General features: G+C 74.5%; 21 protein-coding genes. 8 read left to right on the forward strand and 13 right to left on the reverse strand.

The annotated features are described in order from the left end of the window. Positions 1-23: 23 nt before the first annotated feature. The 7 genes from ACIBPB_RS12595 to ACIBPB_RS12625 all read right to left on the reverse strand — a co-directional run bounded on the left by ACIBPB_RS12595 (position 24) and on the right by ACIBPB_RS12625 (position 8185). Entirely contained in the window at positions 24-1025 is a 1002-nt protein-coding gene (locus ACIBPB_RS12595) for an ABC transporter ATP-binding protein (RefSeq protein ID WP_357328578.1), read from the reverse strand. Between the two features lie 55 nt (positions 1026-1080). Continuing rightward, positions 1081-2130: an ABC transporter permease gene (locus ACIBPB_RS12600; protein ID WP_396839708.1), complete on the reverse strand. Its 1050-nt coding sequence runs from the start codon at positions 2128-2130 to the stop codon at positions 1081-1083. A gap of 3 nt (positions 2131-2133) precedes the next feature. Further along, positions 2134-3111 (reverse strand): ABC transporter permease, encoded by a 978-nt coding sequence (locus ACIBPB_RS12605; protein WP_396839709.1) that lies wholly within the window; start codon positions 3109-3111, stop codon positions 2134-2136. Then, positions 3108-4277, reverse strand: coding sequence for an ABC transporter ATP-binding protein (locus ACIBPB_RS12610; protein ID WP_396839710.1), 1170 nt, complete (start codon positions 4275-4277; stop codon positions 3108-3110). Before ACIBPB_RS12610 ends, ACIBPB_RS12605 begins: the two co-directional genes overlap by 4 nt. Positions 4278-4363: 86 nt before the next feature. Then, positions 4364-6043: an ABC transporter substrate-binding protein gene (locus ACIBPB_RS12615; RefSeq protein WP_357328566.1), complete on the reverse strand. Its 1680-nt coding sequence runs from the start codon at positions 6041-6043 to the stop codon at positions 4364-4366. Between the two features lie 122 nt (positions 6044-6165). Continuing rightward, positions 6166-7167, reverse strand: coding sequence for a LacI family DNA-binding transcriptional regulator (locus ACIBPB_RS12620; RefSeq protein ID WP_396839711.1), 1002 nt, complete (start codon positions 7165-7167; stop codon positions 6166-6168). Positions 7168-7405: 238 nt separating this feature from the next. After that, positions 7406-8185 (reverse strand): FkbM family methyltransferase, encoded by a 780-nt coding sequence (locus tag ACIBPB_RS12625; RefSeq protein WP_396839712.1) that lies wholly within the window; start codon positions 8183-8185, stop codon positions 7406-7408. A 155-nt stretch (positions 8186-8340) separates the two neighbouring features. Here ACIBPB_RS12625 and ACIBPB_RS12630 point away from each other — a divergent pair, with 155 nt between their 5' ends. Continuing rightward, the gene (locus ACIBPB_RS12630; protein WP_396839713.1) at positions 8341-8868 is read left to right on the forward strand and encodes a 2'-5' RNA ligase family protein; all 528 of its coding nucleotides are present in this window, start codon (positions 8341-8343) and stop codon (positions 8866-8868) included. A 10-nt stretch (positions 8869-8878) separates the two neighbouring features. Here ACIBPB_RS12630 and ACIBPB_RS12635 read toward each other — a convergent pair whose 3' ends face one another. After that, complete coding sequence (locus ACIBPB_RS12635; RefSeq protein ID WP_396839714.1) at positions 8879-9835, reverse strand: AraC family transcriptional regulator; 957 nt, start codon at positions 9833-9835, stop codon at positions 8879-8881. Positions 9836-10099: 264 nt separating this feature from the next. On the opposite strand from ACIBPB_RS12635, the gene ACIBPB_RS12640 reads away from it, so the two are divergent. After that, positions 10100-10750, forward strand: coding sequence for a hypothetical protein (locus ACIBPB_RS12640; protein WP_396839715.1), 651 nt, complete (start codon positions 10100-10102; stop codon positions 10748-10750). 6 nt (positions 10751-10756) lie between these two features. On the opposite strand, the gene ACIBPB_RS12645 is transcribed toward ACIBPB_RS12640, so the two are convergent. The 3 genes from ACIBPB_RS12645 to ACIBPB_RS12655 are packed head-to-tail and all read right to left on the reverse strand — an operon-like array spanning position 10757 to position 13691. Continuing rightward, on the reverse strand, positions 10757-11566 hold the full coding sequence (locus ACIBPB_RS12645; protein ID WP_396840092.1) for an ABC transporter ATP-binding protein: 810 nt from the start codon (positions 11564-11566) through the stop codon (positions 10757-10759). Positions 11567-11595: 29 nt separating this feature from the next. Beyond that, on the reverse strand, positions 11596-12621 hold the full coding sequence (locus ACIBPB_RS12650; protein WP_396839716.1) for a FecCD family ABC transporter permease: 1026 nt from the start codon (positions 12619-12621) through the stop codon (positions 11596-11598). Continuing rightward, positions 12618-13691, reverse strand: coding sequence for a FecCD family ABC transporter permease (locus ACIBPB_RS12655; protein ID WP_396840093.1), 1074 nt, complete (start codon positions 13689-13691; stop codon positions 12618-12620). Before ACIBPB_RS12655 ends, ACIBPB_RS12650 begins: the two co-directional genes overlap by 4 nt. A 67-nt stretch (positions 13692-13758) precedes the next feature. Between ACIBPB_RS12655 and ACIBPB_RS12660 the strand changes: the two genes are divergently transcribed. From ACIBPB_RS12660 to ACIBPB_RS12670, 3 genes are all read left to right on the forward strand, one after another. Next, positions 13759-14793 carry an ABC transporter substrate-binding protein gene (locus ACIBPB_RS12660; RefSeq protein ID WP_396839717.1) on the forward strand — a complete coding sequence of 345 codons (1035 nt, stop codon included), beginning with the start codon at positions 13759-13761 and terminating at the stop codon, positions 14791-14793. Beyond that, positions 14790-15623, forward strand: a complete 834-nt coding sequence (locus ACIBPB_RS12665) for a siderophore-interacting protein (RefSeq protein WP_396839718.1) — start codon at positions 14790-14792, stop codon at positions 15621-15623. The genes ACIBPB_RS12660 and ACIBPB_RS12665 overlap by 4 nt, the downstream gene beginning before the upstream one ends. A gap of 168 nt (positions 15624-15791) precedes the next feature. Further along, positions 15792-16877, forward strand: coding sequence for an aromatic acid exporter family protein (locus ACIBPB_RS12670; RefSeq protein ID WP_396839719.1), 1086 nt, complete (start codon positions 15792-15794; stop codon positions 16875-16877). 129 nt (positions 16878-17006) lie between these two features. On the opposite strand, the gene ACIBPB_RS12675 is transcribed toward ACIBPB_RS12670, so the two are convergent. Both ACIBPB_RS12675 and ACIBPB_RS12680 read right to left on the reverse strand, forming a co-directional pair. Then, positions 17007-17621, reverse strand: a complete 615-nt coding sequence (locus tag ACIBPB_RS12675) for a YdeI family protein (protein WP_396839721.1) — start codon at positions 17619-17621, stop codon at positions 17007-17009. Continuing rightward, positions 17618-17956 carry an antibiotic biosynthesis monooxygenase family protein gene (locus ACIBPB_RS12680; RefSeq protein WP_396839722.1) on the reverse strand — a complete coding sequence of 113 codons (339 nt, stop codon included), beginning with the start codon at positions 17954-17956 and terminating at the stop codon, positions 17618-17620. The genes ACIBPB_RS12675 and ACIBPB_RS12680 overlap by 4 nt, the downstream gene beginning before the upstream one ends. A 243-nt stretch (positions 17957-18199) precedes the next feature. Here ACIBPB_RS12680 and ACIBPB_RS12685 point away from each other — a divergent pair, with 243 nt between their 5' ends. Genes ACIBPB_RS12685 through ACIBPB_RS12695 form a run of 3 tightly spaced genes read left to right on the forward strand, consistent with a single transcriptional unit; the run spans position 18200 to position 20986 of the window. Then, entirely contained in the window at positions 18200-19318 is a 1119-nt protein-coding gene (locus tag ACIBPB_RS12685) for a M24 family metallopeptidase (protein ID WP_396840094.1), read from the forward strand. Continuing rightward, complete coding sequence (locus tag ACIBPB_RS12690; RefSeq protein WP_396839723.1) at positions 19315-20457, forward strand: acyl-CoA dehydrogenase family protein; 1143 nt, start codon at positions 19315-19317, stop codon at positions 20455-20457. Before ACIBPB_RS12685 ends, ACIBPB_RS12690 begins: the two co-directional genes overlap by 4 nt. 58 nt (positions 20458-20515) lie before the next feature. Beyond that, entirely contained in the window at positions 20516-20986 is a 471-nt protein-coding gene (locus tag ACIBPB_RS12695; RefSeq protein WP_396839724.1) for a MarR family winged helix-turn-helix transcriptional regulator, read from the forward strand. Positions 20987-21091 lie beyond the last annotated feature (105 nt).

The following is a 21091-nucleotide window of genomic DNA, read 5'->3' on the forward strand; positions in this document are numbered from 1 at the left end:
GGTGTTCGGTGAGGTGGTGGTGGTCAGCGGGGGGTGGCGACCGGATGCAGCCAGCAGGCGACCGCCCGGTCCGGCCGGCCGTCGCCGGGCGGCCCGAGCGGCGGCACCGTCTCGTCGCACGGCTCGAACGCCTTCGGGCAGCGCGGGTGGAACGCGCACCCGGACGGCATCGCGCGCAGGTCCGGCGGCGAGCCCGGGATGCCGGTCAGCTCGCGGCGCGGCCCGTGCAGCGCCGGGAAGCTGTGCAGCAGACCCTCGGTGTACGGGTGCAGCGCGTCCCGGTAGAGCTGCCCGGCGGGCGCCTGTTCGATGATCCGGCCGCCGTACATGATGGCGATCCGGTCGGAGAACTCGACCAGCAGCGACAGGTCGTGGGTGATGAACAGCACCGCGAAGCCGAGCCGCTCGCGCAGCTCGGCGAGCTGCCCGAGGATCTGCCGCTGCATCACCACGTCCAGCGCGGTGGTCGGCTCGTCCATGATGACGACCTGCGGCTCCAACGCCAGCGCCATGGCGATCATCACGCGTTGCCGCATGCCGCCGGAGAGCTGGTGCGGGTAGCTGTCCAGCCGGTCGGTGGCGATGCCGACCAGCCGCAGCAGCTCCTTGGCCCGGGCCAGCCGGGCGGCCGCCGTGCTCTTCGGCTCGTGCGCCCTGATCACGTCCAGCAGCTGGGTGGCGACCTTGTGCACCGGGTTCAGCGAGTTCATCGCCCCTTGGAACACGATGGACGTCTCCGCCCAGCGGAACCGGCGCAGCTGCGCCGGGGTGAGCGACAGCACGTCGACCGGGGGGCCGTCGACCGGGTGATAGATCACCTGGCCGCCGCTGACCACGCCGGGCGGCGGCAGCAGCCGGGTCAGGCCGTACGCCAGGGTCGACTTGCCGCTGCCGCTCTCGCCGGCCAGCCCCAGCACCTCGCCCCGGTGCAGGGTCAGGTCGACGTCGCGGACCGCCCGTACCGCCTGGTCGCCGAGGCCGTAGTCGACGCGGAGGCCGCGGATCTCCAGGACCGGATCCGTCATCGGTACCTTCCTTCGTTCCGGACGGCGGGGCTCCGCTCCGCCGCAGTACGCGCGCTCACCGGGCGCCGTCCACCCGAGGCGCCGCCTCGCGGGGCGCCGGGACGGCCGGCTTCGGGGCCAGGACCGGGGTGAAGCCGACCCGCATCCGGACGGTGCGCCCGTCGGCGGTGCGGATCCGGGTACGGCCGCCGGTGCGCAGCCGGGGGCTGACGAACTCGTCGATGCCGAAGTTGATCAGCGCGAGGGCGGTGCCGAGCACCGCGATGGCCAACCCGGCCGGCACGAACCACCACCAGGCGCCCTGGGCCAGGGCCTGCTGGCCCTGCGCCCAGAACAGGATGGTGCCCCAGTTCCACGAGGAGATCGACGAGATGCCGATGAAGGCCAGGGTGATCTCCGACATCACCGCGAAGATGACGGTGCCGACGAAGCCGGAGGCGATGATCGCGGTGAGGTTCGGCAGGATCTCGAACAGGATGATCCGCCAGGTCCGCTCGCCGGTGGCCCGGGCCGCCTCGACGTAGTCGCGGCGGCGCAGCGACAGCGTCTGGGCGCGCAGCACCCGGGCGCCCCACGCCCACGAGGTGAACCCGATGATGAGCGCGACCAGCGTGTCGCTGGCCTGCTCCACAATCGACGTCACGATGATGATCAGCGGCAGCGCCGGGATGACCAGGAAGACGTTCGACATGGCCGACAGGCCCTCGTCGGTCACCCCGCCGAGGTAGCCGGCGGTCACGCCGATCAGGATGGACAGGACGGTGGCCAGCACGCCGGCGATCAGCCCGACCACCATGACGCTGCGCGTGCCGACCAGGATCTGGCTGAAGATGTCCTGCCCCAGGTGGGTGGTGCCGAACCAGTGCCGCCCCGACGGCGGCTGGAGCACGTCGGCGCTGCGCGCGTCCGGGTCGTACGGCGCCACCCAGGGGCCGATGACCGCGAAGAGGCAGTAGAGGCCGAGGATGGCCAGCCCGGTGGCGGCCTTGGCGTTGGCCACGAACCGCAGCCGGCGACGCCTCGTCCGGCCCGGCGCGGCCGAGGGCTGGGCCATCGCCCCCTGGCCGGGGATGACCTGCTCGATGCTCGAGGGGGAGATTGTCATCGCTCAGCTCTTTCGGGTCCGCGGGTCGAGGAGCAGGTACGCCACGTCGGCGAGCAGGTTCGCCACCAGCACCGAGATCGTGATGATCAGGAAGATCCCCTGCATCAGCGGGTAGTCCTTGGACCCGACCGCCTGGAAGAGCTGGTAGCCGAGGCCCGGGTAGGAGAAGACGATCTCCACGAGCAGGGTGCCGCCGACGATGAACCCGAGGGACAGGGCGAAGCCCGAGACGTTCGGCAGCAGCGCGTTGCGGGCCGCGTAGCTGAGCGCCACCCGGCGCTCCGACAGGCCCTTGGCGTGGGCGACGGTGATGTAGTCCTCGGAGGAGACGGTGACCATCATGTTGCGCATGCTCAGGATCCAGCCGCTCATCGAGGAGACCAGGATGGTGGCGGCGGGCAGGATGCTGTGCTGGATCGCGCTCGGGATGAAGTACTGGTCGAACGCCGGCACCAGGCCCGGCTCGTAGCCGCCGGAGGACGGGAAGAAGCTGCCCGGCCCGGCGAACACGGCGATGGCGACCAGGCCCAGCCAGAAGTAGGGGATCGAGGAGAGGAACGTGGTGGCCGGCAGCAGCCCGTCGATCCACGAGCCGCGCCGCCAGCCGGCGCCGACACCGAGGGCGGTGCCGAGCAGGAAGCTGACGATGGTGGTGATGCCGACCAGGCCGACCGTCCACGGCAGGCTGTCGCCGATCACCGTCGACACCGGCGCCGGGAAGAAGGTGAACGACAGCCCGAGGTCACCGTGCAGGAGCTGCCGCCAGTAGTCGAGGTACTGCTCCCACATGCTGTCGTTGCGGTCCAGCCCGAACAGCACCCGCAGGGACTCGATGGCGTCGGCGCTGATCCGGCCCTGGTTGCGGGTGATGAGGGACTGCACCGGGTCGCCCGGGACCAGCCGCGGGATGAAGAAGTTGAGCGTGATCGCCGCCCAGGCGGTGAACAGGTAGAAGACGGTGCGCTGCAGGAGGAACCTCATCGTGCCTCCTCCAGGGGCGCGGTGTCGTCGGCCCGATCGGCCAGCGCCGGTGGCGGCGGCACGGCCGGGTCGGCGTCGGGGGCGGCGGAGCCGGGGACGTCGGCGGCGACGGTGGCCGGGTCGTAGAGCCAGCACGCCGCCCAGTGCCCGGGCCGGTCGTCGATGGTCAGCCGGGGCGGCAGGTCGGTGGTGCAGCGCCGCATGGCGTGCGGGCAGCGCGGGTGGAACCGGCAGCCGGCGGGCGGGGTGATCAGGCTGGGTGGCTCGCCCCGGCCGCGGTCGGCCCGCGCGGCCCGGTCGGCGCCGGCATTGTCGCCGGTGAGCCGCTCCGGATCCGGCGCCGACTCGGTGAGCAGCCGGGTGTACGGGTGGGCCGGGTGCTGGGTGACGGTCTCGCTGTCGCCGCCCTCGACCATCCGGCCGGCGTACATCACGATCGTCTCGTCGGCGAAGTAGCGGGCCGAGGCGATGTCGTGGGTGATGTAGAGGATCGCCAGGTTGAGCCGGTCCTTGAGATCCTGCAGCAGGTTGAGCACGCCGAGGCGGATCGAGACGTCGAGCATGGAGACCGGCTCGTCGGCGAGCAGCACCTCGGGGTCGGCGCCGAGCGCCCGGGCGATCGCGACACGCTGCCGCTGGCCACCGGAGAGCTCGTGCGGGAAGGCGTCCAGGTAGCGCTCGGCCGGGGTGAGACTGACCCGGGCCAGCAGGTCGGCGAGGGCCTTCTCCAGGTCCTCGGCGCCGCGACCGGCGTTGCCGTGGATCCGCAGCGACCGGGTGAGGTGGTAGCGGACGGTGTGCACCGGGTTCAACGAGGCGAACGGGTCCTGCAGGATCAACTGGACCTGCCGCACGTACGCCCGGAAGCGGCGACCGCCGCGCACCCGGGTCGGCGCGCCGTGCAGGCGGAGCTCGCCGGCGGTGCGCGGGTAGATCTGGGCCAGCAGCCGGGCCACCGTGGACTTGCCGGAGCCGGATTCCCCGACCAGCGCCGTCACCTGGCCGCGCCGCAGCGCGAACGAGACGTCGTCGACGGCGTGGACGACCGCCGGCGTCCGGGACAAGAGGTCACGCAGCCGTCTGCGGACGGGGAAGTGCTTGGTCAGGCCGACGGCCTCGAGCACCACCTCGCCGGCCGGTGCCGCCGCGCTCTCGCTCAACGTCATGCCGAGTTCCTGTCTGGGGGTTGCCGTGTCACGAACGGGAGGCGCCTCCCCGGCCGGTCGGAGCCGGCCGGGGAGGCGGTCACTGGTCAGCCGTTGGCGGGCTTGAGGTGCAGGACCACGTCCAGCGCGTTGGGCTGGGTGGGCTGCATCGCGCCGTACGGGTTCGCGTCGTCCGGCCAGCCGGTCCAGTTCTTCGTGCTGTACGCGCCGCCGATGTTGTCCGCGCCGACCGGGATCATCGGCATCTGCTCGACGAAGACCTTCTGCAGGGTGTTCATCGCGGCGGTACGCGCGGCGTCGTCGGTGGCGTTGGCGTACGCGACGAGGGCGTCGGTCGCCTGCTTGTTGTTGAAGCGGCCGAAGTTGCCGGCGGGGGAGGCGGTGCCGATCGGCTTGAGCTGCCGGCCGTCCATGATGGTCCGGTAGATGTCGTACGGCGTGGCGCCGCCCTCGGTCCACCGGAAGGTCGCCTCGAAGTTGCCCTGCTCGACGTTGCGGAACCAGGCGTCCTGGTTGGCCTTGTCGACGGTCGCGGCGATGCCGATCTTCGACAGGCCGTCCTTCACGATCTCCAGGCTGGTCTGGTAGTCGGACCAGCCGGCCGGGTCGGTCAGCTTGATCGTCACGGCCTTGCCGGTCTTGTCCTTGAGGGTGTTGCCGTCGAGCTTGTAGCCGGCGCCGGTGAGCAGCGCCTTGGCGCCGTCCACGTCGACCTTGTGCTCCTGGCCCTTGAACTCGGGCGCGACGAACGAGTCACCGGCCGGGCTGGGCAGGCCGGTCACGCTCTTGACCAGCGGGTGGAAGTAGCCGGCCTCGGCGGTGGTGAAGATGTCCTCGCGGTCGATGACCATGTTCATGGCGCGCCGCAGGGTCGGGTCGTCGAACGGCTTCTTCGTGGTGTTCAGGTAGAGGCCGTGGATGCCCAGGATGGCCGGCGCCCAGACCTTGTGGTGCTGCTGGTCCTTGGCGACGAAGACGGCCTGGTAGTTGGGGATGAAGACGAAGCTCCACTCCGACTCGCCGTTGGCCAGCGCCGTGGTCTGCGCGCTGTTGTCGGTGTAGGAGGTGTAGCGCAGCTCCTTGACCTTCGGCAGCTCCTGCCAGTAGCCGCTGTCCCGCACGGCCAGGGTCATGCTGGCCGGGGTGAACGACTTCAGCGTGTACGGGCCGCTGCCGACCGGCGCCTTGACGGCGTCGGTGGTCGGGTCGCTGATCTTCTCCCAGATGTGCTTGGGCACGATCGGCACCCGCCACAGCACCTTCTGCTGGTTGACGAACTGCGGGCTGGCCATCTTGATGGTGACCTCGTTGCCGCTGGCGGTCGCGTCGGTGTAGGGCACGCCCTGGTCGTTGAGGGCGGGGTACTTCTTGACCAGGTTGTAGGTGAACGCGACGTCCTCGGCGGTGAGCTTCTGGCCGTCGGACCAGGTGGCGTTGTCGCGGATGGTGACCTTCACCGAGGTGTAGTCGGCCGACCACTCGGCCTTGGTGGCCAGCCACGGCTTGAACGGCTCGGCCGGCTTGACCGGGTTCCACATCATCAGCGGCTCGAAGATCTGCCAGCGGTAGCCCAGCGAGGCGGCGGCCGAGGTGGTGAGGAACGGGTTGTTGTTCTCCGCCTGCGGGCCGTTCGGCATGCCGATGTTGAGCACCGTGGCCGCCGGGCCGCTCTTCTTGTTGGTGGCGTTCGGGCTGTCGCCGCAGGCGACGACCCCGGTGGCCAGGGCGCCGGCCAGCGCCACGGCGAGGAACTGCCTTCTTCTCATGGAGGTCTCCCTCGGTGGTCCCGCGTGTCCTCGAGCGGGATGTGGTGGATGGAGGGTGTGCGGTGTTACCACCGGCGGCGGTGTTGCCCGCCGGTGTGGGTGGTGGAGCGATCGGTGTGGGGTCAGGTGATGCCGGTCGAGGCGCGGACGGTGAAGCTGGTGGGGATGACGGTCGGCGCGTGGGGCAGCGGCCGGCCGGCGAGGTGGGCGATGAGGGTACGGGCGGCGACGGCTCCCATCTCCCGCAACGGCTGGCGCACCGAGCTCAACGGCGGGTGCGTGTGCCCGGCCAGCGGCAGGTCGTCGAAGCCGACGACGGCCACGTCGTCGGGGACGCGCCGGCCGGCGTCGCGCAGCGCCTGGAGCGCGCCGGCGGCGGAGAGGTCGTTGTGGGCGAACACGGCGTCGAACGGCACGCCGCCGGCCAGCAGCCGTTCCACCGCCGCCCGGCCGCACTCGAAGGTGAAGTCGCCCTCCACGACCAGGTCGGGGTCGATGGGCAGGCCGGCGTCGGCGTAGCCCTCCGCGAAGCCGGCCAGCCGTTCCCGGGTGCAGCCGAAGCGGCGCAGCCCGGTCACCACGAGCGGCCGGCGCCGGCCCAGCGCCAGCAGGTGGTTCGCCGCGGCCCGGGCGCCGGCGGTGTTGGTGGTCCGCACCGAGGGGAAGCCCGGCTGGTGGCCGCGGTCGTCGATGAGGATCACCGGCAGGCCGCGTTCGTGCAGCTCGGTGATGTAGTCGAGGGTGCCCTCCGGCTCGACGACCAGCAGCCCGTCGAAGGACTTCGCGGAGACCTGGGAGGCGAACCGGCGCATCGACTCGTCGCCGTGGGTGCAGGTGAACAGCAGCAGCCCGTACCCCTCGGACTCGACCACGTCGGCGGCGCCCTGCAGCACCTCGCCCATCCAGGGCCAGGTGAGCGCGGGCACCAGCATGCCGACCACCCGGGTGCGGCCCCGGGCCAGGCCGACGGCGCGGGCGCTCGGCACGTACCCGAGGTCGCTGATCACGGCCCGGACCCGGTCGGCGGTGCGGACGTGCACCTCGCCCTTGCCGTTGAGCACCCGCGAGACGGTCGTCTTGCTCACCCCCGCCCGGGTGGCGACATCGGCGATGGTGATCGGCACGGTGACCTTCCCGGGTCGCAGGGGCGGCAAGTGAGAGCGCTCTCGTAACCGGTTGCGGAACCGGTTCCACGCAGTCAACCCAAGTGGGTGCGGTCACGTCAATAACGAGCCGGTAACGAAACACGGCTAAATTCAAAACGCTAAAAAAGGCCCATGATCGACCTCGCGACCCCTGTGGACGGTGGCTCCGTCGGCGGCGGCGCTGACCTGGAACGACGCTCCCGGCGACCGAACGGGGTCACCGGGACGCGGTGCGGCAGTAGACGTCGCCCGAGTTCGCCTCGTGCGGCAGGGCGGCCAGATGTGCGGCCACCTCGGGCGCCGGCCGCCAGCCCGGCAGGGCGAGCCGCATCTCGTCACCGAGGGCGAGGTTGAACCGGGTGAAGCCGAGCGCGGTGAGCCGGTCCAGGCACCGCCCGGCCAGCTCCCGGGCGATGGTGGTGAACTCGAACGACAGCGCCGGCAGCGGGCGGCTCAGCCCGGCCAGCACGGCGTCCTCGAAGCCCTCCACGTCGATCTTCACGAAGGCCGGCACGCCGTGCGCGGTGATCAGCTCGTCCAGCGTGGTGGCGGCGACCTCGATCTGGTCGTCCCAGGTCTCGCGCTCCCAGCCGGGCGCTGCGGCCGCGGCCCGGACGAACCGGGCCGACGCCGTGGAGACCGTGGGATTGGCGGAGTTGAGGTGCAGCCGGAGCCGCTCCGGGCGGGCCCCGCAGGCGGCCTCGACCACGGTGACCGCCGCGTCGGCGCCGTAGAGGGCGCGCAGCGCCCGGGCGCAGAGCGGCTGCGGTTCGACGGCCACCACCCGGGCGCCGAGCCGGCGGAAGCTGCCGAGCCGGTCGCCGACGTGCGCGCCGACGTCGAAGACCAGGTCGCCGGGGCGGATGAGGGGGGCGTAGAAGGCGTCCAGCGCGGCGTCGCGGGCCGGGTCGCCGTAGTACCGCTCCAGCGAGCCGCGCAGGTCCGCGAGGGCCGGATCCGTCTTGAGGGCCTCGATCACCCCGTGCTGATCGCCCACCGTTCCGACGCTAGTCGCCCCGGCCCGACCACGAGTCTGATTCGCGTCCAATCGGCTCCACCCTGGTGGTCCAGCCTCCTAGGATGCCGTACGGGTGGGGTGGCCGGTCACGAAACCCGCTGGACGGTCCCCGACGATGATCGGAAGCTGTGGCCATGGAACCCACCGAGACCGCCCTGATCGTCACCGTCCCCGAGGCCGAGCCGGCGGTGGGCCGCTTCCGGTCCGCCCTCGACACGGCGGCCGGCTGGGGAGTGCCCGCGCACGTGACCGTGCTCTACCCGTTCCTGCCCCCGGATCGGATCACCGACGAGGTGATCGCCGATCTGGGCCGGATCTGCGCGGCCACCCCGCGGTTCGCGGTGTCCTTCGCGGAGGTGAAGTGGTTCGGTGACACGGTCGTCTGGCTCGCGCCGGACCCGGACGACGCGTTTCGTCAGCTCACCGCGGCCGTGTGGCGGCGGTTCCCGGAGGCGGCGCCCTATGGCGGCGCCCATGCCGAGGTCGTGCCGCACCTGACCATCGGCCACGACGCCCCGAAGCCGGTCCTGGCCGAGGCCGCCGAGGCGGTCGCCGGCCGGCTGCCGATCCGCGCCACCGTCGAGGCGGTCCGGCTCATCTCCGGCACGGCGGCACCCGACTCCTGGCACACCCGGCACGAGTTCGCGCTCGGTCGGGGCTAGCCCGGCCCGGTCAGCCGTAGAGGGTGCGGCGCGGGGCGACGCCGAAGGTGGCCCGGTAGCGGGCGGTGAACCGGCTGTGGCTGAGGAAGCCCCAGCGGAGGGCGATGCCGGCCACGGTCTCCCGGCCGGGGTCGGCGACCTGCAGCTCCCGGTGGGCGCGCCGCAGCCGGATGTCCCGCAGGTAGGCCATCGGGGTGGTGTCCAGGTGCCGACGGAAGGCCAGTTGCAGGGCGCGCGGTGAGACCCGGGCCGCCGCGGCCACCTGGGCGACGCTGACGTCCAGGTGGGCGTGCTCCTCCAGGTAGCCGATGGCGCGGCGGAGGGTGGCGCCGCCGGCGTCGGCGGTGTCCCGCCGGGTGGTCGAGGGCGGGATGGCGCCGCAGAGGGCCAGTGCCGAGGCGGCCAGCAGCCGGGCGGTGGCGCCGATCACCAGCGGGCTGCCCAGGGCGTCCGGTTCGGACAGCAGGGCCCGGCGGACGTAGGCGGTGGTGGTCCGCCAGTGCCGGGCCAGGTCCGGCGGGACCGCGCCGAGGCCGGCGGTGCGCAGCGCGTCGGCGGTTCCGTCCTCGCCGCTGACCTCGGCGAGCAGGGCGAGGTCGAGGACGCAGAGGGCCACCCGGCCGGGCTGCCAGTCCACTGTGCACGGCTGGTGCGGCCGGGTCACCACGTGCACGTCGCCGGGCAGGTAGCGGACCGCCTCGCCGTCGCAGGTCCGGTTGACCTCGCCGGTGAGCGGTTCGCAGACGACCAGGGTGTCGAGGCCGTCGATGCCCACCGCCAGGTCGGTGGACTGGCTGAGGTCGTCGAGGCGGACCGGGCCGAGGTCGGTGCGCCGGTGGGTGAGCCGGTAGTCGCCGTCGCGGGCGCGCAGGCGTAGCCGGGTGCCGTACGTGGTGGCGAGATGCTGGTGGATGTCGTCGGGGTCTCGGCTGTCGAACTGGTGGGTGGCCGGTGCCAGGGTCCTCACTCCGCCTCCGGGTGCCGGTGTCTTGAGGGCGCTGGGACGGTTGGTGGTGGCGAGCGAATCCCATTGCTGGGAATAGCGTCGACGTGGATTGTATTCGTGACTGACTGATTACACAGCCAGTTCCGGAGTTGGTTCGCATTTGGACTAATGGTCCGCGTGTCAGGTACTAGATCGCGTCGGCGGCGCGGTGAATCATGCGGGAACGGGTTGCCGAGTCCGGTCGCCGGACGGCAACGGGTCGACGGCGTGGGGAGGGGGACCGCGGTGGACACCAGGACCGCCCGGCAGATCGGGAGCGCGGCGGCGAGCGAGGCCGTGCGGCGGGCGACACGGGACGACCGGCTGCGCGGCCGGGTGGCGGAGCGAACACCGGCGTGGGAGTCGTGCCTGCGCGAGCTGCTCGCCGAGGCACTCGTGGCCGACGTGGCACCGGTGCCCGAACGACTGCTGCTGCTCTGCCGGCAGAGCCAGCTCAGCCGGGACGCCTTCGACGCGCTCGGCCATCACCTGCTCAGCGCGTTGCTGCCGCACCGGGTGGGCGCGGACGCGTTGATCCGGGTCGGCGCGCTGCTCGGCACCGTGCGAGGACGGCTGCACCCGGCCGGCCCGGCCCGCAACGGGCGCCGGGTGACGACCGGCCGGCCGGCGGGCAACGCCGCCGCCCGCCGGTACACGGCCCCCCGTCCCCCCGAGCACCTGCCCACCCCGCCGGGATGGTTCTGCACCGGGTGCGGCGCCGCCTGGCCCTGCCCGACCAAGCAGAGCCAGTTGCTGGTGGAGTTCGGCGGGGCGAGCGCCGGCCTGGCGGTCTACCTCGGCGCGTGCCTGGTCGCCGCGGTGCAGGACCTGCCGGCGCTGTCGCTGGCCCAGGCCCGCGAGCGGTTCCTGGGCTGGCTGCCCCGTACCCGGTTCTGACCGGCCTCAGCCGGCCGCGGGCGTGGCCCGGCGGGCGGCCGGCACCACCAGCGGGGCGCCGGTCTCCGGGTCCTCGATGACCCGGCAGGGCAGCCCGAAGACCTCCCGCACCAGCTCGGCGGTGACGATCCGGCGCGGATCGCCGGCGGCGACCACCCGCCCGTCGCGCATCGCCACCAGATGGGTGGCGTAGCGGGCCGCCTGGTGCAGGTCGTGCAGCACGGCGACCAGGGTGCGGCCCTGCTCCTCGTGCAGCCGGGCGCACAGGTCCAGCACCTCCACCTGGTGGGCGATGTCCAGGTAGGTGGTGGGCTCGTCGAGCAGCAGCAGCGGGGTCTGCTGGGCCAGCGCCATGGCGATCCAGACCCGCTGCCGTTGCCCGCCGGAGAGTTCGTCGACCGGGCGGTCGGCCAGCTCGGCGACGCCGGTGTCGGCCATCGCCCCGGCGACCACCCGCTCGTCCTCGCGGGACCACTGGCGCAGCAGGCCCTGGTGCGGGTAGCGGCCGCGGGCAACCAGCTCGGCCACGGTGAGGCCGTCCGGCGCGACCGCCGACTGGGGCAGGAGCCCGAGGGTACGGGCGACCTGGCGGGCCGGCCGGCGGTGGATGTCGGCGCCGTCGAGCAGCACCGTGCCGCGGGTGGGCCGCAGCAGCCGGGCCAGCGCCCGCAGCAGCGTCGACTTGCCGCACGCGTTCGGGCCGATGATCACGGTGAACGAGCCGTCCGGCACGGCCACGGTGAGGTCCTCGGCGACGATGCGCCGGTCGTACGCGAGGGTCAGCGCCGTGCCGACCAGCCGGCTGTCCGGTCCCATCCGGGGGATGTCCTTCCGATCCGGGCCGGTCATCGCCGGCCTCCGCGTTCGCCGGCGAGCAGCCAGGCCAGGTAGCCGCCGCCGAGCACCCCGGTGACCACACCGACGGGCAGTTGGTGTCCGGCGACCGCGTGCTGGGCGACCTGGTCGGCGGCGACCAGCAGCGCGGCGCCGAGCGCGGCCGCCGGCAGCAGGTTGGGGCCCGGGGCGCGGGTGAGCCGGCGGGCCAGGTGCGGGGCGGTCAGCGCGAGGAACGACACCGGGCCGGCGGCCGCCGCGGCCAGCGAGACCAGCAGCACCGCGGCGCCGAGGGCGGCGGCGCGGACCCGGCGGACCGGCACGCCCAGCGCCGCGGCGCTGTCGTCGCCCATCTCCAGCAGCCGCAGCGCCGGTGCCCGGGCCAGCAGCACGACCGGCACCAGCACGGCCAGCGCGCCGAGCACCGGCAGGGCGTTGGCCCAGCCGCGGCCGTCCAGGCTGCCGGTGATCCAGAGGGTGGCCCGCGCCGCGTCCATCAGCGGGGCGCGGGTGAGCAGCCAGCCGTTGACGCCGGTGAGGATGGCGGTCACCCCGATGCCCACCAGGACCAGCCGGTGACCGCCCACCCCGGAGCGCCCGGCCAGGGCGTACAGCAGCGCCCCGGTGGCCACGCCGCCGGCCGCCGCCGCGCCGGCCAGGGCGGCGCTGCTGCCGCCGAGCACCACCACGACCAGCGCGCCGGTGGCCGCGCCGGAGGTGACCCCGAGCACGTCCGGGCTGCCCAGCGGGTTGCGGGTCAGCGACTGGAAGACCGCGCCGGCCAGGCCGAGCGCGGCGCCGGCGGCGAGGGCGGTGACCAGCCGGGGCAGCCGCAGTTCGGTGACGATGAACCGGTCGGCCGGGCTGCCGCCGCCGGCCAGCACCCGCAGCACGTCGCCCGGGGCGATCGGGTGGTCGCCGGCGCCGACGGCGAGCACGCCGAGGGCCAGGGCGAGCAGGGCGCCGGCGGTGCCGACGGCGAGCGCCCGGGGGTGCAGGCGCAGCGACAGCCCGCCGGGCAGGCGCAGCACGATCACGGGCGGGCCACCCGTCCGCGCCGCACCAGGTACAGGAAGAGCGGCCCGCCGAGCACCGCGGTGACCAGGCCGACCTGGAGTTCGCCCGGGCGGCCCAGCAGCCGCCCGGCCACGTCGGCGGTGAGCAGCAGCACCGGGGCGAAGATCGCGCACCAGGGCAGCAGCCGGCGCGGGTCCGGGCCGGTGAACGCGCGTACCAGGTGCGGGGCGAGCAACCCGACGAAGACGATCGGGCCGCAGGCGGCGGTGGCCGCCCCGCAGAGCAGGGTGACCGCCGCGACGACCGCGGCCCGGACCAGGCCGGGGCGGGCGCCGAGGGCCCGGGCCGGGTCGTCGCCGAGGGCGAGGGCGCCCAGCGGGCGGGCGGTGGCCAGGGCGAGCAGCAGGCCGGCCAGGATGAAGGGGAGCAGGGCCGGCACGGTGTCGGTGCGCGCGCCGGCCAGCGAGCCGACGGTCCAGAACCGCAGCCGTTCCAGCGAGGTGCTGTCCAGCAGCATCACGGCGCTGACGTAGGAGTAGAGGGCGGCGTTGAGCGCCGCGCCGGCGAGGGCCATCCGGGCCGGGGTGGCCTGCCGCCCGCCGCCGACGGCCTGCACGGCGACGGTGACCAGGGCGGAGCCGAGCAGCGCGTACCACACCTGGTGGTCCAGGGCGGTGACGCCGAACAGGACGGTGGCGGTGGCCACCGCGGCGGAGGCGCCGGCGTTGATGCCGAGCAGGCCCGGGTCGGCCAGCGGATTGCGGGTGAGCACCTGCATGGCGGCGCCGGCCACGCCGAGGGCGGCCCCGGCGGCGAGGCCGAGCAGGGTGCGGGGCAGCCGCATCCGGTGCACCACGGCGTAGTCGACGGCGGTCGGGTCGGTGAGGCCCTGCCACACCTCGGTGAGGCTGAGCGGTTTCGCGCCGACGGCGACGCTGAGCACCGCGACCGCGCCGAGCAGGAGCAGGCCCAGCAGCAGGCCGGCGCCGCGCCGGCGGCGACGCCGGGACGCCGGGCCGGCGACGGCGGCGGGTGGGGTGGGTGCGATGACGGACAGGGTGGGCTCCGGGGCGGTGAACAGGCTTGACAGAAAGTTAGGTTAGGTTAACCTAAGCCCGCTGTCCATGGTCATCCGACCCGTACCGAAAGACGACACCATGCCCGAGACCCTGTCCGGCCGCCGCCTCACCCGCCGTGGCCTGCTCGCCGCCGGCGGCGCCGCCGGCCTCGCCGCCCTGCTCGCCGGCTGCGGTGGCGACGGCGACACCGCCACCGGCACCGCCGCCACCGGCGGCCCCTGGTCCTTCACCGACGACCGCCCGGAAAAGGTCGAGGCCGCCAGCCGGCCGTCGCGGATCGTCGCCTTCACCGGGGTGGCCGCCGCGCTGGTCGACTTCGGGGTGGACAAGCAGATCGTCGGCGTCTTCGGCGAGACCAGGAAGGCCGACGGCGGCAAGGAGCCGCAGGCCGGCGACCTCGACGTGGAGAGCGTCGAGATCCTCGGCAACGCCTGGGGCGAGTTCAACCTGGAGAAGTACGCCGGGCTGCGCCCCGACCTGCTGGTCACCCACATGTACGACCCGGGTGCGCTCTGGTACGTGCCGGACGAGAGCAAGACCAAGATCCTGCCGCTCGCGCCGAGCGTCGCCATCACCACCGCCCGGGTGCCGATGACCCGACCGATCGAGCGGTACGCCGAACTCGCCCGCTCGCTCGGCGCCGACCTGTCCGCCAAGAAGGTCACCGACGCGAAGGCGCGCTTCACCGCGGCCGCCGACGCCGTCCGGGCGGCCGTCAAGGCCAACCCCGGGATCAAGGTGATGGCCGCCTCCGGCAGCCCCGACCTGTTCTACGTCTCCAACCCGAAGGTCAGCACCGACCTGATGTACTTCGCCGAACTCGGCGTCGACCTGGTGCTGCCCACCAAGCTCGAGCAGGGGGACTACTTCGAGGCGCTGAGCTGGGAGAACACCGGCAAGTTCCCGGCCGACCTGATCCTGCTCGACAACCGCCCCACCGCGCTGCAGCCCAAGGACCTGGCCGCGAAGCCGACCTGGGCGCAACTGCCGGCGGTCAAGGCCAACCAGGTCACCCCGTGGGACGCGGTGCCCCGCTTCTCGTACGCCGGCGCCGTTCCGCTGCTGGAGAACCTGGCCGCCGCCATCCGCGGGGCGAAGAAGGTCAGCTCGTGAGCACGGCCGTCGCGCTGCGGTACCGGTTCTACGCCGCCCGGGTACGCGCCGCCCGCCCGGTCGGCGCGTCGCTGGTCCGGGTCACCTTCGGCGGCGAGGACCTGGTCGACTTCGCCGGCGGCGGCCGGGACCAGAGCGTCTCGCTGTTCCTGCCGCACCCCGGGCAGGCCGCCCCGGTCGTGCCGGTCGAGGCCGGGGACGACTGGCACCGGGCCTGGCGTGCCCTGGACCCGCGGGTGCGGGCGGTGATGCGCTCGTACACCATCCGGGCGCAGCGGCCCGAGCGCGGCGAGCTGGACATCGACTTCGTCCGGCACGGCGACACCGGCCCGGCCACCCGCTGGGCCGGACGGGCCGGCGCGGGCGACCCGGTGCTGATCCTCGGCCCGGCCGTGCCGGACGAGCGCAGCGTCCGCTTCCAGCCGCCGGCCGGCACCGACGGGGTGCTCCTGGTCGCCGACGAGACGGCGCTGCCGGCGGTCGGCGGCATCCTGGACTGGCTGCCCGCCGGCACCCCGGTCCGCGCGCTCGTCGAGGTGCCCGCTCCCGGCGACATCCAGCCGCTGCCCACCGCGGCGCGCGCCGAGGTGACCTGGCTGGTCCGCGGCACCACCGCCCCCGCCGGGACGCTGCTGCCCGACCCGCTGCGCGCCACCCGGCTGCCCGGCGCCACCCCGTACGCCTGGCTGGCCGGGGAGGCCGGCATGGTGCGCGCCGCGCGCCGGCACCTGGTCGGCGAGCGCGGCCTGGACCGCCGCCGGGTCACCTTCGCCGGCTACTGGCGGCGCGGCGCGTCCGAGGACGACCTGCGCGCCGAGGCCGCCGCCTGACCCTCCGGCCGGTGCCGGTGCCGGCGCCGGTGCCGGTGCCGGCGCGGATCCGGCACCGGCCGCGGCCGACGGGCGGAGACGGGACTACCCGTCCGGTGGGTGGGTAGAGGTGGGCGTGACCGCGCCCGAGCCGCCGCGCCGGTGCCGCCCGGACCACCCGGTGGTGCCGTGAGCCGTGCCGCGGCCGCCGCCGAGCGGCAGCTGCGGGAGGCGTACGAGCGGCTGCGCCGGTACTTCATCGTGGCCCTCCAGGCCGGGGTGGCGGCCGGGCTGTCCTGGTATGTCGCCAACACCCTGCTGCACAACCCGCAGCCGCTGTTCGCGCCCGCCGCCGCGGTCGGCACCATCGCCGCGGCCATCGGCAACCGGGTCCGCCGCACCGCCGAGCTGCTCGCCGGGGTGATCGTCGGCGTGCTCATCGGTGACCTGATCATCCAGGTGATCGGCAACGGGCCGGTGCAGACCGGGCTGGTCGTCGCGCTGGCCATCTCGGCGGCGGTGGCGTTCCGGGGCAGCGGGGCGGTGATGGTGCAGGCCGGCAGCACGGCCGTCCTGCTCGGCACGGTCGAGCCGAACGCGCCGGACCTCGCCGTGCCGCGTACCGCGAACGCGCTGGTCGGCGGCGGGGTGGCCGTGGTGGTGGCGCTGCTGCTGCTGCCGCTGAACCCGGTGCGGGTGGTGCACCGCGCGGCCGGCCCCACCCTCGACCTCTTCGCCGACCAGCTGACCCGCACCGCGCAGGCCCTCGCCGCTGGCGACGGCGGGCAGGCCGACGCGGCGCTGGAACGCCTCCGGGCCGCCGAGGCGGAGCGAAGACAGACCACCGAGATCGTCGCGGCGGCGGCGGAGGTGGCGTCGCTGTCCCCCTGGCGGCGGCGCAGCCGCTCCCAGCTGCGCCGCTACCAGCACGCCGCCGGCCACCTGGAGCTGGCCTTCACCAACAGCCGCAACATGGTCCGCCGGGCGGTCGCGCTGCTCGACACCCGGGAACCGGTCCCGCCCGAGCTGCCGGCCGCGATCGAGACCTTCGGGCAGTCGCTGCGCCTGCTGCACCGGGACTTCCTGGCCGGCCGGGATCCGGCGATCGCCCGGACCCGGGCGCTGCACGCGGCCGACGAGGCACGCCGGGCCCGGGCCCGGGGGCTCGGTTTCTCCGGCCTGATCGTCGCCTCGCAGCTCTTCATCGTGGTGAACGAGCTGCTCCAGGCGTCCGGGCTGAGCAAGCCCGAGGCGGACCGGTTGACCGGCTGCTGACCGCCGGCCGTGGCCCGTCGCGGCCGGCGGCCCGCCGCGGCCGGTGGCCCGCCGCAGCCGGTGGCCTGCCGTGCGCGGTGGCCGGCGGCGGGCGCGGGCACGGCCACGTCCGGCGCGGTCGCCCGTCGCCTAGGACTCCCCGGCGTCGCCGTCCAGGGTGCGCCGCTGCGGGTACGGGGTTTCACCGCGAGCCAGCATGGCGACGAACTCGGCGATCCGCCGGCGACGGGTGTCGGCCCGTTTGGCGCTGTCGATCCGGTAGATCACCGCGAAGCGGTTCCGGGAGGTGAGCAGGTCGTACATCCGTTGGGCCCGGGGCTCGGCGGCCAGCGCGGCCAGCAGGTCCGCCGGGGGTTCTGAGCTGGCCTGCCCGGCGTACGCGGCGTCCCAGCGACCGTCGGCCCGGGCCCGCTCCACCTCGGCCAGGCCGGCCGGGTGCATCCGGTCCTGCGCGGTCAGCCGCGCCACGATGCCGACGTTCCGCGCCGACCAGGGGCTGCGCGGGCGGCGCGGGGTGAACCGCTGCCGGTAGGTGGCCTCGTCGCGGCGGCGGACCTGGCCGTCGATCCAGCCGTGGCAGAGTGCCTCGTCGAGCGCCTCGTCGTAGCCGAGCCGGGTGGGGCTGGTGGTGCCCCGCTTGGCCAGCACCAGCCAGACCCCGACCGGATCGGTGTGGTGGGCGGCGAGCCAGTCCCGCCATGCCTGCGCGTCGGGGACGATCAGCTCGGGCGGCTCCGCCGTCATCGCCCGGTGTCGGCCGCGCCGACCCCGCCGAGGGGGACGACGTCCACCCGCTCGGGCGGCCCGGCCAGCATCGCCAGCACGTCGGCGACGCTCGGGCCGGTCGGGTCGGCGGCGGGCGCGGCCAGCGCCGCCTGTGCGGCGGCCTCGTCGGCCCACACCTCGGTCACCCGCACCGTGTCGGACGCCGACCGGTCCTGGCTGACCAGATAGAGCTCGCAGCCGGGAAAGCCGCGCAGCCCTTCGGCCACCCGCAGCAGCGCGTCGGCGAGTTCGCTCCCGCGCCCGGGCTGGGCCCGCATGGTCATCAACCGGCCGATCCGCCCGGTGCCGTCCATTCCGCTCCCTCCGCCAGAACCGTGTCAGGCCGAGCCTAGCGGCGGCGGGCTGGGCACAGGGGGCGGCCGTCGCGCCGGCCTGCCGGCCGACCCCGCCGGGCTCGGGCGCGGGGCCGGCCGTCGCGCCGGGCTGCCGGCGGGCCCTGGCGGGTTCCGAAGCGGCAGGGCCGGCCCTCCGCGCCGTCACGAGGTCGCGCCAGTCGGCTTACCGGCTCCCGTACCGACCCAAACGACCGTTAAGCTCTGGGGGTGGGACTCGACGAGCTGTACCCGACCGCGCGGCTGACCGCCGCGCAGCGCGCCACCGCCGCGGCGGGCCTGGACGCGCTGCTGCTCAGCCCCGGTTCCGACCTGCGCTACCTGACCGGCTACGACGCCCACGCGGGGGAGCGGCTGACCTGCCTCGTGCTCCCCGCCGAGGGCGAACCCACCCTGATCGTGCCGACCCTGGAGCGGCCGGCCGCCGAGGCCGCCCCGGGCGTCGCGGCGGTGCGCCTGGTCGACCACGCCGACGGCACCGACCCGTACCCGCTGGTCCGGGCCGCGCTGCCCGGGCCGGTGGCCGCGGTCGGGCTCGCCGACCGGATGTGGGCCGCGCAGGTCCTCGCGCTGCGCGCCGCGCTGCCCGAGGCCACCCAGCGCCTCGCCTCCGAGGTGCTGCGCGAGCTGCGGATGCGCAAGTCCCCGGCCGAGGTGGCCGCGCTGGCCGAGGCCGGCGCCGCGATCGACGCCGTGCACGCCGCGATGGGGCGGTGGCTACGCCCGGGCCGCACCGAGGCGCAGGTGGCCGCCGACGTCGCCGCCGCGATCCGGGCGGCCGGCCACGTCACCGTGGACTTCGTCATCGTCGCCGCGGGCCCCCACGGCGCCAGCCCGCACCACGGCACCTCCGACCGGCCGATCCGGGCCGGGGAGCCGGTCGTCGTCGACATCGGCGGCACCATGCCGTCCGGCTACCGCTCCGACTGCACCCGCACCTATGTCGCCGGTCGGCCGGCGCCGGCCGAGTTCACCGACTACTACGCGGTGCTGTACGAGGCCCAGCGCGCGGCGGTGGCCGCGGTCCGGCCCGGGATCACCGCCGAGGCGGTCGACGCGGCCGCCCGCCAGGTGATCACCGCCGCCGGCTACGGCGACGCCTTCCTGCACCGCACCGGCCACGGCATCGGCCTCGACACCCACGAGGAGCCGTACGTGGTGGCCGGCAACCGCCGACCCCTGGAGGCCGGCATGGCCTTCTCGGTCGAACCCGGGATCTATCTCGCCGGGCGGCACGGCGCCCGGATCGAGGACATCGTCGTCTGCACGACGGACGGCGGGCAACGGCTCAACACCACCCCCACGGAGCTCATCGCGCTATGAACGTCGACCGGATCCTGCCCACCGACGAGGCCCGCGACCTGCTGGACCTCGCCACCGAGCTCGCCGACCGCGAGCTGGCCCCGCGGGCCGCCGACTTCGAGGAGCGCGGCGAGTTCCCCCGCGAGGTGCTGCGCACCCTGGGCCGCTCCGGCCTGCTCGGGCTGCCCTACCCCGAGGAGTACGGCGGGGCCGCCCAGCCGTACGAGGTCTACCTGCAGGTGCTGGAGATCCTCGCCAGCCGCTGGCTCGCCGTCGCCGAGGCGGTCAGCGTGCACACCCTGTCCTGCCACCCGGTCGCCCGGTTCGGCACCGACGAGCAGCGCAAGCTGCTGCCCGACATGATCGGCGGCGAGCTGCTCGGGGCGTACTGCCTCTCCGAGCCGCAGGGCGGCTCCGACGCGGCGGCGCTGACCACGAAGGCGGTTCGCGACGGCGAGGACTACGTGGTGACCGGCACCAAGGCGTGGATCACGCACGCCCGGGTCGCCGACTTCTACAACATCTTCTGCCGTACCGGCGGCCCCGGCCCGAAGGGCATCTCCTGCCTGCTCGCCGACCGGAACACGCCCGGCATCGTCCCGCAGGCCGCCGAGCGGACCATGGGGCTGCGCGCCTCCCCGATCGCGCAGATCGCCTTCGACGACGCCCGGGTGCCCGCCGAGCGGCTGATCGGCGGGGACGGGGCCGGTTTCCGGATCGCCATGTCCGCGCTGGACTCCGGCCGGCTCGGCATCGCCGCCTGCGCGGTCGGCCTGGCCCAGGCCGCCCTCGACTACGCCGTCGACTACGCCGGGCAGCGGCAGCAGTTCGGCCGGGCGATCATCGAGTTCCAGGGGCTCGGCTTCAACCTCGCCGACCACGCCACCCAGATCTCCGCGGCCCGCGCGCTGACCCTGGCCGCCGCGCGGCTGCGCGACGCCGGCCGGCCGTACTCGATCGAGGCGGCGAAGGCGAAGCTGTTCGCCACCGACATGGCGATGCGGGTGACCACCGACGCGGTGCAGGTGCTCGGCGGCGCCGGCTACGTCGCCGACCACCCGGTCGAGCGGTACATGCGGGAGGCGAAGGTGCTGCAGATCGTGGAGGGCACCAACCAGATCCAGCGGCTGGTCATCTCCCGGGCGCTCGGCAGGGGGTGAGCGGGCCGCCGGCGTCGATGATCGTGGGCGGGGCCAACGAGTTGCTAGATTGACTGCCGTGGAGACCGCAGAGGGGACGCCGCGGCGGTTGCGGGCGCTGCCGAGCAGGCTGACCAACCAGGCCGCGCTGAGCGCCAACCGGATCGTGGACCGCACCCTCGCCGCGGCCGGCGTCCGGCGCTACCACTACGCGCTGCTCGCCGCCTTGGCGGAGTTCGGGCCGGCCAGCCAGGCCGCGCTGGGCCGGCGCACCGGCATCGACCGCAGCGACATGGTGGCGACCGTCAACGAACTCGCCGACCGGCGGCTGCTCGAGCGCGCCCCCGATCCGGCGGACCGGCGACGCAACATCGTCAGCATCACGGCGGCGGGCCGCAGCCGGCTCACCGACCTCGACCGGCTGGTCGCCGACGCCCAAGAGGAGTTCCTCGCCCCGCTGCCCGCCGCCGACCGGCGGAGACTGGTCGACCTGCTGACCCGCCTCGTCGAGCATCACGGCGACCGGCGGCGCGCCGAGCCCGAGACGTGAGGCCGGCCGCCGGCCCTGAGGGGGCCGGTGTGGCCGGTCCCGGCCCTGCCCGCCTGGAGGCGGCCGGCGCGGCCGGTGTGGCCGTCCCGGCCCGCGGGCCGGGTG

The sequence above is a fragment of the Micromonospora sp. NPDC049836 genome, from assembly GCF_044465125.1.
Taxonomy (GTDB): Bacteria; Actinomycetota; Actinomycetes; order Mycobacteriales; family Micromonosporaceae; genus Micromonospora.

What these genes read in the sequence shown, in the direction of transcription:
- ACIBPB_RS12595 (WP_357328578.1), bottom strand. Translation starts at nt 1,025, where the DNA reads ATGACGGATCCGGTCCTGGAGATCCGCGGCCTCCGCGTCGACTACGGC.
- ACIBPB_RS12680 (WP_396839722.1), bottom strand. Translation starts at nt 17,956, where the DNA reads ATGGACGGCACCGGGCGGATCGGCCGGTTGATGACCATGCGGGCCCAG.
- ACIBPB_RS12675 (WP_396839721.1), bottom strand. Translation starts at nt 17,621, where the DNA reads ATGACGGCGGAGCCGCCCGAGCTGATCGTCCCCGACGCGCAGGCATGG.
- ACIBPB_RS12610 (WP_396839710.1), bottom strand. Translation starts at nt 4,277, where the DNA reads ATGACGTTGAGCGAGAGCGCGGCGGCACCGGCCGGCGAGGTGGTGCTC.
- ACIBPB_RS12615 (WP_357328566.1), bottom strand. Translation starts at nt 6,043, where the DNA reads ATGAGAAGAAGGCAGTTCCTCGCCGTGGCGCTGGCCGGCGCCCTGGCC.
- ACIBPB_RS12660 (WP_396839717.1), top strand. Translation starts at nt 13,759, where the DNA reads ATGCCCGAGACCCTGTCCGGCCGCCGCCTCACCCGCCGTGGCCTGCTC.
- ACIBPB_RS12645 (WP_396840092.1), bottom strand. Translation starts at nt 11,566, where the DNA reads ATGGGACCGGACAGCCGGCTGGTCGGCACGGCGCTGACCCTCGCGTAC.
- ACIBPB_RS12690 (WP_396839723.1), top strand. Translation starts at nt 19,315, where the DNA reads ATGAACGTCGACCGGATCCTGCCCACCGACGAGGCCCGCGACCTGCTG.
- ACIBPB_RS12605 (WP_396839709.1), bottom strand. Translation starts at nt 3,111, where the DNA reads ATGAGGTTCCTCCTGCAGCGCACCGTCTTCTACCTGTTCACCGCCTGG.
- ACIBPB_RS12600 (WP_396839708.1), bottom strand. Translation starts at nt 2,130, where the DNA reads ATGACAATCTCCCCCTCGAGCATCGAGCAGGTCATCCCCGGCCAGGGG.
- ACIBPB_RS12630 (WP_396839713.1), top strand. Translation starts at nt 8,341, where the DNA reads ATGGAACCCACCGAGACCGCCCTGATCGTCACCGTCCCCGAGGCCGAG.